Genomic DNA, 13112 nt, shown 5'->3' on the forward strand with positions numbered 1-13112 from the left:
TGTGATTAGCGAGGCTGATGTGTGCGGCTGCTGGCGAGCTGGTGGATGGTGTAGTGCCGGACTCGTGCGGGGCTCGTGCGGGACTCGTGCGGGACGGCCGAAAAAACCGGGGGTTAAGCGAACAAGTAGGCCCCGGCGCACGCCGACCGGACATGCTTCTTGCTACTTAACCCAAAAACTTACGGGCTGCAAATGTGAAACTGTATGAGTTTATGACACTTTGAAGCCGTTTTTCGGGCCATTTCTGTCATAAACGCAGTCAGTAACTCGCATCGCCCCACCGCCGCTGGCCATAAACGCAGTCACTAACTCGCATTGGGGTTAAGCGACAAATCCTGAATGATGCGGTGGCATGAAAAAGCCCCCGCCTTGGTAGCGAGGGCTTAGCGTTTACACTGGTGATTAGCGCTTCTGTGCGTCTGCGAGAATCTGGCGACCTGCGACCATGCGGCAAATCTGGTTGGTGCCCTCGTAGATCTGGGTGATCTTGGCGTCACGCATCATGCGCTCAACCGGGAAGTCACGGGTGAAGCCGTAACCGCCGAGCAGCTGCACGGCATCAGTGGTGACCTGCATAGCAACGTCAGAGGCGAAGGTCTTGGCGTTTGCGGCCATCAGACCCAGGCGAGCGCCGCCCTCAGCAGTGCCGCGCTCAGCGTTAGCAGCTGCGGTGTAGACCATGAGACGAGCAGCGTCAATCTTCATACGCATGTCAGCCAGCATGAACTGGGTGTTCTGGAAAGCAGCAATCGGCTTGCCGAACTGCTGGCGCTCCTGCACGTAACCAACAGCGTAGTCGTATGCACCCTGCGCGATGCCCAGTGCCTGTGCACCAATAGTCGGGCGAGTGTGGTCCAGGGTCTCCAGGGCAGTCTTGAAACCGGTGCCCTCTTCGCCGATGATGCGGTCAGCCGGGATGCGGCAGTTTTCGAAGTACAGCTCCGCGGTCGGGGAACCCTTGATACCCAGCTTGTGCTCCAGGCCACCGACGCGGAAACCCTCGTCGTCCTTGTGGACCATGAATGCAGAGATGCCGTTAGCACCCTTCTCCGGGTCGGTGACAGCCATGACGGTGTACCAGGTGGAGCGGCCACCGTTCGTGATGAAGCACTTGGAGCCGTTGAGGACCCACTCATCGCCCTCACGGACCGCGCGGGTCTTCATGGAACCGGCATCCGAACCGGCCTCACGCTCAGTCAGTGCGTAGGAAGCCATTTCACCGTTGGCGATGTCCGGCAGGACCTTGCTCTTCAGCTCGTCGGAGCCCTTGAGGATCAAGCCCATGGTGCCCAGCTTGTTCACAGCCGGGATAAGAGAAGCCGAGCCACAGACACGAGCAACTTCCTCAATGACAATGCAGGCCGCAACCGAGTCCGCACCCTGACCACCGAACTGCTCCGGCACGTGGACGGCGTTGAATCCAGCCTCGTTGAGAGCCTTCAGGGCCTCCTCCGGGAAACGCTCGTTCTCATCGACGTCCGCTGCGTACGGAGCAATCTGCTTCTCCGCCAGATCACGGATAACGGCGCGGAGCTCCTGGTGCTCCTCTGGCAGCTGGAACAGGTCGAATCCTGGGGTCAAAGCCATGTGGGTGTTCCTCCCGATTTAATGATTCCGATGTCGTGTTCGATATCGCGCTCTACGCATTTCTACGCAGCACTATCACCGCACGACGTATTTATCTTCGTTCGATACTAGTGGCTAACGCTTCGCTCTACCCGCGAAATTCGTAAAATTCTCGCGTTGCCGCTCGGCGCCCACAGAATAAACTGCGCGAGGAATTCCCGCAGCAGCGATGTCGCCCAGTACCTGAATGGCGTATAGGCGCCGACGACACACCAGGGTTCCAGCCCCCGTTCGCGCATGAGCTTCGCTACCCGTGGCGCATGAAAATCACTGGTCACAACAACCGTTCCAGCGCTCAACGCACCGTCCATGCCGCGCATCAATTCGCACGCATAGTCAATGTTTTCCGACGTATTCGTCGATTGGTCCTCGGGGATCAACTCGATGTCGCCACGCTTTACGACGTCCCCAGCGTTCGCCTCCAACCACTCCACCATGGCGTCCGCTTCGGAGCAGGTGGCATCTGTCACCGCTTCACTGCCGACCCCACCGGAGCAGATGATTCGCTCGGTACGCTCATCACACGCTGCAACTGCTCGCTGTAATCTTCTGGCCAGCAGGGCCGAAGGCCGATTGTTCTTCAATCCGCATCCCAGCACAACCACGGTGTGTGGCGGCACAGTTGGTTTTTGGGCTGCACATCGAAGACGAACGGCCTCGAAAACGATCGCTGCGGCTCCTGGTACTGCGAGGCCGGCGAGCAGGGGCGTCGTCAAGCGATGTGATGCGCGAGCGTAGTAGGCGCGGCAGCTGGCCAGTGTCCACGCGGCACCTACTGTTGGAAGAACCCACCGCGGAGGTCTGCGATTGGGCAGGCGTGGTGGGCGTAGCTCCGAATTAGCGGCGACGCGTAGTCCGCCGACGAGGAGCATGGAACCGAAGCCTGCACCGAGGCACGCGAGTGTTTTTCTCATCAGAGCTTCCACGTTAACTGTTCTGGGACGTTGATGGTCCAGTCGACGAGCTGTTGCGGATTGTGCTTCGCCATATGCTGGGATTCCTGCTCGGCCCACATGTCCCAGTGTTCCTCGAAGTGGTCGTCGCGAGCCATGGCGCGGGCAAATCGAGTCTGCGTGTCCAGCTCTACCCAGACTCCCCAGGCGTTGCCGTCGCCGATGGCGCGGGCAGCGGCAAGGTTAGCTTCAGTGACAGCGCCACAGCCTTCGACGATGAGCGAGGAGTCCGGTGGCGTGGGGACCCACTCGGCGAATTCACTGGCGTACCAGTCCCAACGGCGATACCCGCGCTTGTCGGCCGGTAGAGCGGGGTTCAAAATGGTCTCCGCGACTTCGGCCGATGCTTTCTGCAGGCCGGACCAGCCCGGATAGACATCCTCCAAGTGGATAACTGGCCAACCGAGGATACTGTGCAACTTTGCCGAAAAGGTGGTTTTGCCACTGCCGGAACGGCCATCGATAAGCAGAATCATCGTGATCGAAACGCCTTTGCTACGCCACACCCAGGAAGCGGAACTCCCCGGCCCACACGGAAATACCGATTGCTGCGACGGCGATGGCAAGGCAGGCGGCCATGGTGACATAGTCACGCGCGGCCAATGTCGAAATGTGCCACCACGTACGCTTAATCGGTGCGCCAAAGCCGCGGGCTTCCATGGCTGTAGCCAGTTTGGTGCCGCGGCGCAGCGCGAACACCAGCAGAGCGAACACCTGGGAAATAGTGCGGCGGATTGCGCCGTGGTCACCCAAACCGCGTGCTCGACGGGCTCGGGTCAGCGCCTGCCAATCGCTGATGAATAGGCCGACGAGCCGCAAACTCGCCACCGTTGCCAGCACAAACCGGCTGGGCAGCTTGAGAATCTGCGCCAGCCCATTGCCCAGATCGGTGGGGTCGATATTGGCTGTCAACACGACAACTGGAGTACCGATAGCCAGCACACGCAACATGATCGCGATGGCCAGGGAAATGGAATTATCCGTCACATGCGCAAGCAGGAAGGAGAAATACTCTTTGCCCTCCGGGTTGCCGTAGAGCGCCATCGAGATGCCCGAGATGGGCGCGGCGATAAGAAGTGGCAGGCTGCGTCCTAGAAAACGACGAAAACCCAAACCCGACAGCGGCACCAAGAAAAGCGTGCAGACAAGCGCAACCACTGCGGAGACCCAGTCGATGGAAATCAGCAGCGGTGTGGTGAGCAAGAATAGGCCCAGTACTCTCGCCACCGGGTTGACCGTCGCGAGGAAAGGCTGCTTACTCGAAATGGCGCTCTGCGTACCTTCAGCCGTACCGGCGGAACCGACTTCAGTCACGATTTCCCTCCTGCTTCGCCCTGGCCGCGCGCACCGCTAGTGCGGCTCGGACCGGCCTGCTCCCCTGAACCACGCTGTCCCGGCGCCGCACGGCCTGACCGCTCCGGATGAAACGAATCCATGTCGATGACGTAGTCCCCCATCGCTTGTACCACCAATGGATCGTGGGTAATCGAGATAACAGTTCGGCCGTCGTCAGCAAGCTGGCGAAGCAAAGTGAGCAGCTCGGTGAATGTCCGGCGGTCTTGGCCGAACGTCGGTTCGTCGAGAAGCACAATATCCGGCGCTGTCGCCAGCATGGTCGCCACCGACAGACGTCGCTTCTCACCGCCCGAGAGTGAGAACGGATTCGCCTTGGTCAGGGCCGTTAGCCGCAGCCGCTCAAGTAATTCCTCGATGCGCTTATCAGCGTTGACACCGACAAGCTTCGGGCCAAGCTGCAACTCTTCCAGCACTGTGCCGGTGACGAATTGGTGCTCGGGGTCTTGGAAGACCGTGCCAATCCGAGTAGCCAACTTCTTCGACGGCCATTTCCACGGCGCACTACCGCTGCCGGCCACTTGAACCGTGCCCGCCATCGGCTCAAGCAGGCCGCCGAGCGTCAGCGCTAACGTGGACTTCCCGCTGCCGTTGTGACCAACGATGCAGGTGGAAGCTTCGGATGGGATAGAAACGGATACTCCGCGAGCAATAGGCTCAACAGTTTCGCTACCCCTGAACCACGACTTCTTCGCGCCATAGCCGATGTCCAGCTCGCGGGTTTCGATCGCGATGTCATCGCTAGGGTGCCCGTCCTGGTCGCAGGCAACTGAACGCGCATCCGGCAGCGCGGGCGGAGCACCCGGAATCCACACCCCAGCATCCGTCAGAGCCTGCCCGTAGTCTTCCAAGACCCGATGCGGTGCACCATCGGCAATCACACCTCCGCGGCCCAGCACGATGATGCGGTCGACCACATCGACCCACGCATCCACTCGATGCTCGACCACAATCAGTGCCGCACCGGTCCTCTCCGCCGCGGTAATCGCAGCATCGCGTAGTACCGGCACACCGGCCGGGTCGATGTTGGCCGTCGGCTCATCCAAACAAATGACCCGTGCGCCCATTGCCAGCACACCTGCCAATGCGAGGCGCTGCTTCTGCCCACCCGAAAGCCTGTGCGTGGGATGATCCAGCGGCAAATCCAGCCCCACCAAATCCAGGCTGGCGCGCACTCGGTTGCCAATCTCAGCTGGGGCAACGCCCAGGTTTTCCGCACCAAAGGCGACATCGTCGCCAACGCGAGCACTAATCGTCTGCGAGTCAGGGTCTTGCAGCACCAAGCCCACCGCGCCCCGTGCGGAAGCAGGAGTACGACCTTCAATCAGGAGCTCTCCGGTGGCTTCGCCATCGGAGTCGTCGCCAAGCACGCCAGCAATAGCGGCGAGCAGCGTCGACTTCCCCACCCCCGACGCGCCGAGCAACAGCACCTTTTCACCACGCTCGACGTCCAGCGTGATGTCATTCAGTACCGCAGTTTTGCGCCCCGCGTGCCGATATCCGAACCCCCGCGCGCTCACCGAAGGGACATTTCCGCTTGACGACGGCCCCCGCGTCAACGCCTCATCTGTCATCGATTTTTCCTATACGTCGCCGTGCCGCTCTCGCCCGATGGCAAACCGATCCAGCGCTCCAGTTGCCGCCAGTGCCTTAGCCAGGAAGTAAGCCAGCAGACCGGCGAGGACGGCACCAGACAGCGCCGTGGAGATCAGGTAGATGATGTTGAATTCGAAAGTCTTGGCCAGGTTGCCGGTGAAAAACTCATAGGTCCACGCGCCGACACCTGCCATGAGACCGGAGATAACCACGGTGGCCAGGTTGTAGCTCTTATACGCCAGAATGAGGAACACCAGCTCCGCGCCGAGCCCCTGCGCCAAACCTGAGTACACGGTAGGGATACCCCACTGGTTACCGATTAGTGCTGAAACTGTCGCTGCGATTACCTCAACGAAGATAGCGGCACCCGGCTTGCGAATGATGTACGCGCCGAGTGGCCCACCGAGGAACCACATACCCGCGACCAAACCGCCAAGGCCAGGAGTAAGCGCGTTGACTGCTTCATAGCCCGCACCGCCGATGATGTTCCAGATAACAAAAATCAGGCCAACGGCCACGCCGATAACAGCTGCAATGATGATGTCAATATTGCGCCACGAGAAGTTAGCGCGCGCTGCACTCGCCGATTGCGTCATCCCACTTGCTCCTATTTTTCTTTAACTCGAGCGGTATTGCTCAAACATTATTGATGTATTCATTAGCGGCGTATGAAGCCTGTGTCGACACGCCCTAAGCACTAACTTTTGCCTACCCTACCGCGCCCAGCAGATGGCCTAGATAACATAAGGAACCATGACTAAAGCCGAGCGGTCATCTACAGGAGATACCCCAACTGCCCAAACCCCTCATACGCCGCCAGTCGGCGATGAGGGGACAGCCGCGGATTCCGCAGTGAAAACTGCCGAGGACCCTGGTGCTGACAACACCGCTGAGCAGGAAAGTTCTCGCCCATACTACATGCCCACATTGACGTGGGGCGAGAGACTTGACCTGTCTGCGAAGCAGTGGTGGCCACTCATCGGAGTTGTTATTGCGATACAGCTTGTCGCTCGCATTCTGGTGCTGACTAGCCATGGTTTTTACTGGGATGACTTCATCATTGTTGGCCATCTTTACGACACCCCACTGCTGAGCAAGGACTACCTGCTTCAGGATCACGACGGGCACCTTGCACCACTGGCCTTCTTGGTGCAAGGCCTCTATCACCTCATCGCACCGTGGAACTGGTGGCTACCGGCTATCACCATGGCCGTGATGTCGGTAGTGCTGACATATGCCACAGCGAAACTCTTTGAGCTTCTCACCGGCCGTACGCTGGTATCGCTCTTCCTCATCACGGTCGTCGCCTGGACTCCGCTGATGCTTCCGGGAGACACCTGGTGGTCGGCCGCGGCCAATTCCCAGCCGTTCCACCTGGCATTCGTGATCTTCATGATTGTCGCCATTCGCACCACTATGCGTCGTTCCTTCGGCCCCCGCCCGTGGGAAGCCGTAGGCCTGTTCGTGCTGCTGGCAGTGGCGCTGGGATTCTTTGAGAAGTCCCTGGCTATCGCACCGATCTCCATGCTGGTTGTCGTCACTTTGGCTTACATGGAGCGCAGAAATATCCTGCAGGTTCTCCGCCGTGGCCTCGTCATCTGGATCCCATCGATGCTGCTGACCGGCGCCTGGGCACTGTGGTACTACTTCGGCCCCGCCGAAACCACCGGCTTCATTTCCGACAAGCTGCAGCCCGAACTGTTCTTCAACGGCCTCGGCCAGATTTTTGCCGGCATCATCGGCGGTCCAACAAGCTGGGAACGCTGGGCTCCGGGACAGCCGTTTGCCTCCGCTTCGTCTCAGCTGATTACTCTCGGCGGCATTATCCTGTTGATTCTGTCTGCCACCCTCATCGGCCGCGATTACCGTGGCTGGGCTCCGTGGACGCTATCGGTGGCGTACATGTTCACCACCTTGTTCGCCATCACCCTGTTCCGCTCGGGAGAGAACACCTCTGGCGTGCTGGCGCACACTTTGCACTACTACTCTGATGTCGCGCTCGTGATCGTAATCTGCGTCGCGATCTCCCTGGCTGGACTCCCACCGAAGGACGAGGCGCCAGCGCTGCTACCGGCTCGTACGCACATTCTGATTTGGTCGCTGGGCATCGCGCTGGCTGTCACCTCCACGATTTCCGTGGTCACTTACCGCAATGCCTGGTCTGATGACATCGCAATGGAGTGGATCGACAACACCAAGGCGTCGCTGTCCGCGCTGCGCGAGGAAGCCGATGCCGCTGGCCCCGACAAGGCGATCGACTACAATCTCATCGACCAGCCCGTCCCCTTCGAAGTTCTCGTGCCCGTCGCCGCTCCGATGAACATGTACTCGCGGGTGTTTGATGCGGTCTCCGATCGCCCGCCGTTTGAGCGCGTCACCGGTCACCCGCGCATGTTCAATACAGACGGTTCGCTTATCGACGCCAAGGTCTCCGAGATCACCCGTGTCACTGATGGCCCTGTCGAGCAGTGTGGCCATCGCATCACAGTTGGCGAGGACGGCACTGCGTCGGAGGACATCAAGTTGGAGAACATCATCAAGCTCGGTGACTGGGTGCTTGAGTTCCCGGCCACCGCCTCCGAGAACATGGATGTGCGCCTGTCGCTCCCCAATCCTTTCGAGACTGAAGAGCAAACCCGCGGTGGTTCCACGGTCGTGAAGATGAACAATGATCTGCGGCCGCGCTATGTGTACCTCAACGGTGGTGGAAATACTCTCCATGTCGATGTGGAAAAGGCGACTCCGGGGGCAACGCTCTGCATCGGCGCGGGGGCGATTGGCCCCTTGGTTCCCGCAAGCCGTTAAGAATCCTCTAAGATATTGCTTTAAGATAATGTGAGAAAAGTTTATTAGCCCCTTGTAGCTATTGTTTTCCGACAGAGGAGCCACATCCATGCGTAACCGCATCGCCGGCGCTATCGCCGCATCCGCCATTGCCGCAGCAGCCCTGGTCGCTTGCTCTCCCCCGAATCAGGTTGACTCGGACGTGAAGGTCGGCGACCAGGCCAACCCGTCGGAGACCTTCGAGCAGAAGGCCACAACTCCGGCATCCTCCGACGAGATGACTCCTGTTGAGACCGCAGAGATGTAGTCACTGCATCTGCGAAAACCGGGTTAGCTAGCAAACATAAACGCAGTCACTACCCCTTGTGCCCACTCATCGATGGGGCGCGAAAGAATTACCGCCTGGACATTGTGTCCGGACGGTTTTGGTTCTCCGGGGCAGCCTAGAGCCGCCTAGAGAGCCTAGGAAAACTCAAATTCCACGTGGTCACCATCACGGATCACCGCGCTGGTTGCGCCGTTTTCCAGGTTCAGCTCGACAACGAGCGAGGGCATCTCGCCGGAAGCTCCAGCCTCACCCGAGGCGCCGGCAGCATCGTCCACGAGCGCCGCGTCAGTCGCGGTCACGCGGTAGCGAAGAAAACCATTGCGCAATTCATCAGTCTCCACGCGAGCGGAGTACAGCCATGGGAAGCGGCGTCGCACTGCAACGAGCTGCTGGTAAGCGCGGTATAGATCTGCGCCAAGCGCAGAGAGTTCCTCCGGACTATCCGGGAACACTGGACGGATCTGGTCGTCACCGCCGATGCGTTCCTCTTTGAGACCGGTATAACCCTGTTCGTCGCCGTAGTAGACCAGCGGCACACCGGCCACGGTAAACAGCACCGTCGCCGCCAGCACGGCCTTGTCGGCCCCTACCTGCGTCGCAATGCGTGAAACATCGTGGTTGCCCACAAACGTCACCGGCACAAAAGACTCCGCGAAGGTGTTATGGCGCTTCAGAGTCCAGTCCAACTCGAAGAAGTTTTCCTCCTTCAGCGCAGACCAGGTCGCTTTCCACAGCTCGTATTCCGTCACTGAGTCCATGCCGGACACCGACACAATCTCCGCATAGTCACCGTGGATGACCTCGCCGTAGATAAAGGCGTGCGGGTGCTCAGCACGCACTCGCGGCAAAACCTTGTGCCAGAACTGTGGGTCCACTGCGTAGGCCGCATCCAGTCGCCAGCCATCGATCCCCCGCGCCAGCCAGTAATTCATCACATTGACGACAAAATCAACAGTCGCGTCACTGGTGTGATCGAATTCGACCAAACTCTCATGGCCCTCAAACACCGGCGCGGTCATGTCGCCATCTGAGTGAGTAAACGCAAAGAGCTGTGCTTCTTCAGAGTCAGGGTTTTCCTTCGCGGTCTTCAACGCGGGTGCCTCTGCCCCGATGTGGTTGAAAACGCCGTCGAAAAGCACTTTGATGCCACGCTCATGGGCAGCTTCGATGACAGCCTTCATGTCCTCTTCGGTACCCAGGCGCGAGTCAATGCGGTAGTAGTCCTCGGTATCGTAGCCGTGGCTAGTCGACTCGAATACTGGCGCCAGCTGCAGCACGTTGAGCCCGAGCTCCTGGACGTACGGAAGCCAGTCAATCAGTTTGTGAATTCGATTGCCCGGCGCGGCGCCTCGATCCTTCTCACGGATGGGCGCTCCCACAAACCCCAGTGGATAGACGTGCCATCCAATCGCCCACTTCGACCACTCAGGTGCGGCAGCGAGCGTCTTATTAGGGGCGTTGGGGGTCGTGGACATTGTCCTATGCATCCTCTCTAGGTGCCTGAGGCTGATTGGAATTATCTGATGCCGCCGCCTCAGGACTCGGTGAGGTCTCCCCCGCCGATTCGCTTGACGACGCCCGCGCCTGGCCCGCATGCGACTGTGGCGTGCCAAGGCCTGCCTTCCGCGGCCGTGGAGGCACGGAACCTGCTGCGGGCATGGTCGGAGATGTGGCAGGGCGCTCCGGCGGATGATTCTTCGACGGGTTCAGTGCGTCGAGCGCGATTTGGATTTCCGTGCGCATGCCATTGACCATGGCTCTCTCCACAATTTTAAACTTGGAATTGTGGAGAAAGAAGGGATTACCCGCTTCCGGGCCACCGGTGCCGAGGAACATGTAACAGCCCGGCGCTTCACGAGAAAAATAGGAGAAGTCATCCGAAGGAGCCCACGGATCGGCGGCGAACACCTTGGAGTTGCCAACTGCCTTCGTCGCCGCATGCCAGGCGCGATTGACTGCAATGTCGGCGTTGACCACCATCGGGTACGGAATCTGCCAGTCAAAAGTCGCCTGTGCGCCGTGAGCTTGGCAGACGCCGTTGACGACGGCCTCGATACGCTGGCAGACAATCTCCCAGTCGGCCTCATCCACCGAGCGGATGGACACTTCCAGGTTGGCCGTATCCGGGATCACGTTGCCGGCCTCACCTGAATGCAGTGAGCCGACGTTGACGATGTTCATGTGCTTTGGATCCACATCGCGGGAGACAATCGTGTTCAGCATGAGAGTCACCTCGCTGGCGATGAGCACCGGGTCAATCGACAGCTGCGGGTTCGAAGAGTGTCCGCCACGGCCACGAATCGCGATGGAGACGATGCCCGACATGGTTGTCACTCGCCCAGCGCAAATTCCCACATGCCCTACCGGATGCGGCGCGACGTGGAAGGCGTAGACCTCATCCAAGTCATCGGCGGCACCCTTGTCGACCAGCTCACGAGCACCGCCCGGCAGCATTTCTTCGGCGTGCTGGAAGATGCACAGCACCTTGCCGTGCAGTTGATCGCGCATTCCAGAGAGCACCTTCGCCGTGCCCAGCAGCATCGCCGTGTGAACATCATGCCCACAGGCGTGCATCACACCTGGCGTGCGCGAGGCGTACGGCAGTCCCGTTTCCTCCTGAATCGGCAGGGCGTCAATATCCGCGCGGTAGCCAATCACACGGCCAGTGCTGGGGTCGCCCGCTGTTCCCTCGATGACGCCAATTACGGACGTCGGGGTCAACCGGTACGTCGGGATGTCCCACTGATTGAGCAAATCCTCAATCATGTCCGAGGTCCTGTACTCCCGGAAGCTCAGCTCCGGATTCTGGTGCAGTTGGCGACGCCATGCCACCGCCTCTTCGATAGGTACTTCAAGGCGGTGCGACGGCAGGGTGTCGTTAGCATCAGTCATGGTTCATAGCATGACAGAAAATAGGCTCCACGACGAGCAGCTACGGAAATTCCCTCACCCATTTTCGCTTCACGACGGCCACAGCGCCCCAACATCTCCACTGCTAGAGACGACTTCAGCGCTGCCAGCGAGCTGCTAGTGTCCGGCACCCCAGAAATCCACGGTGAGTTCGGCCAACCACCATGGATCAATCGTGCCGCACATCTCACGCGCCGAGTGCATGGAGACCATCGCAGCTCCGATATCGATGGTGTCGATACCCAGTCGCGTTGCAGTGATCGGGCCGATAGTGGAGCCGCATGGCTTGTGGTTCGCAGATACAAAATACTGCACCGGCACTTCCTGGCCAATGCGCTTGGAGGTTTCCGCTGCGATTCGGACAACCTCGGCCTGACCAACCGCCGTGGTGGCGTAGCGCTGGTTGGCATTGATCTTTACCACTGGGCCAGCATTGAGTTCCGGCTGGTGCCCCGGCTCGTGTTCGCCTGCATAGTTCGGGTGCACACCGTGTGCGCCGTCGGCCGAGAGACAGATGGAACCGCGGTAGAGCTGCTGGGTGCGTTCCAGGTCAGCGCCTGTAGCCGCTGCGATGCGGGACAGAATGTCGGCAAGCAGTGGCCCTGCAGCGCCCGTAGTGGAGGCGGACCCAACTTCCTCGTGATCGAAAGCGACCATGACGGGGATGGTGGTTGACGTGCTCCAGTTTTGACGGAGCAAGGTCTCGAAGGCGACCAGGGAGGAGTGGACGCTGAGCAGGTTGTCGAGTCGACCTGAAGCCAGGAACTCATCGTGAGCACCGAAGGTGCGCGGCTGCTGGGTGTCGAAGGAAATGAGGTCCCAGGCGACGATGTCGTCGATAGACAGTCCCGCAGCATCGGCGATGACCTGGTGCACATCGGTGCCGAAGGTATCCAGTCCGATGATTGGTGCAGTGTGATTCTGCTTGTGGAGCTTCAACCCCTCTTCGTTAACCGCACGATTGAGGTGGATAGCCAACTGCGGGATGCGCGCGACCGGGCCAGTGCGAGCAAGGTGCTCATTGCCGCTTTTATCAATTACCCGACCGGCGAACTCAATTTCGCGGTCGGTCCAGCTTCCCAATAACGCGCCGCCGTAGACTTCAACGGCGACCTGCGCATAGCCTGCGGCGGAGGTGCGCGCGTTGGGCTTCACACGAAAACCGGGCGAATCCGTGTGGGAACCCACAATACGGAAACCGGTGAAATCGGCAGCCGGCGTCTCCGGGACGATCCAAGCAACGGCAGCGCCATCGCGACGCAGGACGTAGGCACCGGGTTTACTTGGCCACTGTTCGTGCTCATCGATGACCGTGGCACCGGCTGCACTCAGACGGTCAACGACCTGTTGTGCCGCATGAAATGAGCTTGGCGACGCAGCCACAAAATCAATTAAATCCTCAACGTGCCTGAGCGCTGCCGCCGGAACTCTGCGCGATGCCGCTTCCGAGGTATCCGCCGAATCCGGGGACTCAGGGGTGGGTGCCGAAGAAATAGCCATAACCAAACTCCTACTTCACATTTGATTCCGGATTTCATTGTATTGGAGCCCACAACTGACCG

The 13112-nt window shown here is 59.7% G+C and carries 11 protein-coding genes; 2 read left to right on the forward strand and 9 right to left on the reverse strand.

Annotated elements, in window-relative coordinates; genetic code table 11:
• Positions 1-402: 402 nt before the first annotated feature.
• The 6 genes from QP981_RS07380 to QP981_RS07405 all read right to left on the reverse strand — a co-directional run bounded on the left by QP981_RS07380 (position 403) and on the right by QP981_RS07405 (position 6124).
• A complete protein-coding gene (locus QP981_RS07380; protein WP_016422383.1) occupies positions 403-1587 on the reverse strand; it encodes an acyl-CoA dehydrogenase family protein in 1185 nt (394 codons plus the stop codon).
• A 107-nt stretch (positions 1588-1694) separates the two neighbouring features.
• Complete coding sequence (locus tag QP981_RS07385) at positions 1695-2540, reverse strand: YdcF family protein (protein WP_284857726.1); 846 nt, start codon at positions 2538-2540, stop codon at positions 1695-1697.
• Positions 2540-3055 carry a nucleoside/nucleotide kinase family protein gene (locus tag QP981_RS07390; RefSeq protein ID WP_016422381.1) on the reverse strand — a complete coding sequence of 172 codons (516 nt, stop codon included), beginning with the start codon at positions 3053-3055 and terminating at the stop codon, positions 2540-2542. The genes QP981_RS07385 and QP981_RS07390 overlap by 1 nt, the downstream gene beginning before the upstream one ends.
• A gap of 19 nt (positions 3056-3074) precedes the next feature.
• A complete protein-coding gene (locus tag QP981_RS07395; protein WP_284857738.1) occupies positions 3075-3845 on the reverse strand; it encodes an energy-coupling factor transporter transmembrane component T family protein in 771 nt (256 codons plus the stop codon).
• Between the two features lie 44 nt (positions 3846-3889).
• Positions 3890-5506, reverse strand: coding sequence for an ABC transporter ATP-binding protein (locus QP981_RS07400; protein WP_284857727.1), 1617 nt, complete (start codon positions 5504-5506; stop codon positions 3890-3892).
• Positions 5507-5515: 9 nt separating this feature from the next.
• Positions 5516-6124, reverse strand: a complete 609-nt coding sequence (locus QP981_RS07405) for an ECF transporter S component (protein WP_049180869.1) — start codon at positions 6122-6124, stop codon at positions 5516-5518.
• A 157-nt stretch (positions 6125-6281) separates the two neighbouring features.
• On the opposite strand from QP981_RS07405, the gene QP981_RS07410 reads away from it, so the two are divergent.
• Positions 6282-8333: a DUF2339 domain-containing protein gene (locus QP981_RS07410; RefSeq protein ID WP_147765776.1), complete on the forward strand. Its 2052-nt coding sequence runs from the start codon at positions 6282-6284 to the stop codon at positions 8331-8333.
• Between the two features lie 88 nt (positions 8334-8421).
• Positions 8422-8619, forward strand: coding sequence for a hypothetical protein (locus tag QP981_RS07415; RefSeq protein WP_048732925.1), 198 nt, complete (start codon positions 8422-8424; stop codon positions 8617-8619).
• A gap of 155 nt (positions 8620-8774) precedes the next feature.
• On the opposite strand, the gene QP981_RS07420 is transcribed toward QP981_RS07415, so the two are convergent.
• The 3 genes from QP981_RS07420 to QP981_RS07430 all read right to left on the reverse strand — a co-directional run bounded on the left by QP981_RS07420 (position 8775) and on the right by QP981_RS07430 (position 13050).
• Positions 8775-10115, reverse strand: a complete 1341-nt coding sequence (locus tag QP981_RS07420; RefSeq protein WP_284857728.1) for an alpha-amylase family protein — start codon at positions 10113-10115, stop codon at positions 8775-8777.
• A 4-nt stretch (positions 10116-10119) separates the two neighbouring features.
• On the reverse strand, positions 10120-11532 hold the full coding sequence (locus tag QP981_RS07425; protein WP_048732929.1) for a M20 metallopeptidase family protein: 1413 nt from the start codon (positions 11530-11532) through the stop codon (positions 10120-10122).
• A gap of 135 nt (positions 11533-11667) precedes the next feature.
• Entirely contained in the window at positions 11668-13050 is a 1383-nt protein-coding gene (locus QP981_RS07430) for a M18 family aminopeptidase (RefSeq protein ID WP_284857729.1), read from the reverse strand.
• Positions 13051-13112 lie beyond the last annotated feature (62 nt).

The organism is Corynebacterium sp. MSK047, assembly GCF_030232285.1.
In the GTDB taxonomy this organism is placed as follows: domain Bacteria; phylum Actinomycetota; class Actinomycetes; order Mycobacteriales; family Mycobacteriaceae; genus Corynebacterium; species Corynebacterium jeikeium_D.

What these genes read in the sequence shown, in the direction of transcription:
- QP981_RS07425 (WP_048732929.1), bottom strand. Translation starts at nt 11,532, where the DNA reads ATGACTGATGCTAACGACACCCTGCCGTCGCACCGCCTTGAAGTACCT.
- QP981_RS07390 (WP_016422381.1), bottom strand. Translation starts at nt 3,055, where the DNA reads ATGATTCTGCTTATCGATGGCCGTTCCGGCAGTGGCAAAACCACCTTT.
- QP981_RS07410 (WP_147765776.1), top strand. Translation starts at nt 6,282, where the DNA reads ATGACTAAAGCCGAGCGGTCATCTACAGGAGATACCCCAACTGCCCAA.
- QP981_RS07430 (WP_284857729.1), bottom strand. Translation starts at nt 13,050, where the DNA reads ATGGCTATTTCTTCGGCACCCACCCCTGAGTCCCCGGATTCGGCGGAT.
- QP981_RS07405 (WP_049180869.1), bottom strand. Translation starts at nt 6,124, where the DNA reads ATGACGCAATCGGCGAGTGCAGCGCGCGCTAACTTCTCGTGGCGCAAT.
- QP981_RS07415 (WP_048732925.1), top strand. Translation starts at nt 8,422, where the DNA reads ATGCGTAACCGCATCGCCGGCGCTATCGCCGCATCCGCCATTGCCGCA.
- QP981_RS07420 (WP_284857728.1), bottom strand. Translation starts at nt 10,115, where the DNA reads ATGTCCACGACCCCCAACGCCCCTAATAAGACGCTCGCTGCCGCACCT.
- QP981_RS07400 (WP_284857727.1), bottom strand. Translation starts at nt 5,506, where the DNA reads ATGACAGATGAGGCGTTGACGCGGGGGCCGTCGTCAAGCGGAAATGTC.
- QP981_RS07380 (WP_016422383.1), bottom strand. Translation starts at nt 1,587, where the DNA reads ATGGCTTTGACCCCAGGATTCGACCTGTTCCAGCTGCCAGAGGAGCAC.
- QP981_RS07385 (WP_284857726.1), bottom strand. Translation starts at nt 2,540, where the DNA reads ATGAGAAAAACACTCGCGTGCCTCGGTGCAGGCTTCGGTTCCATGCTC.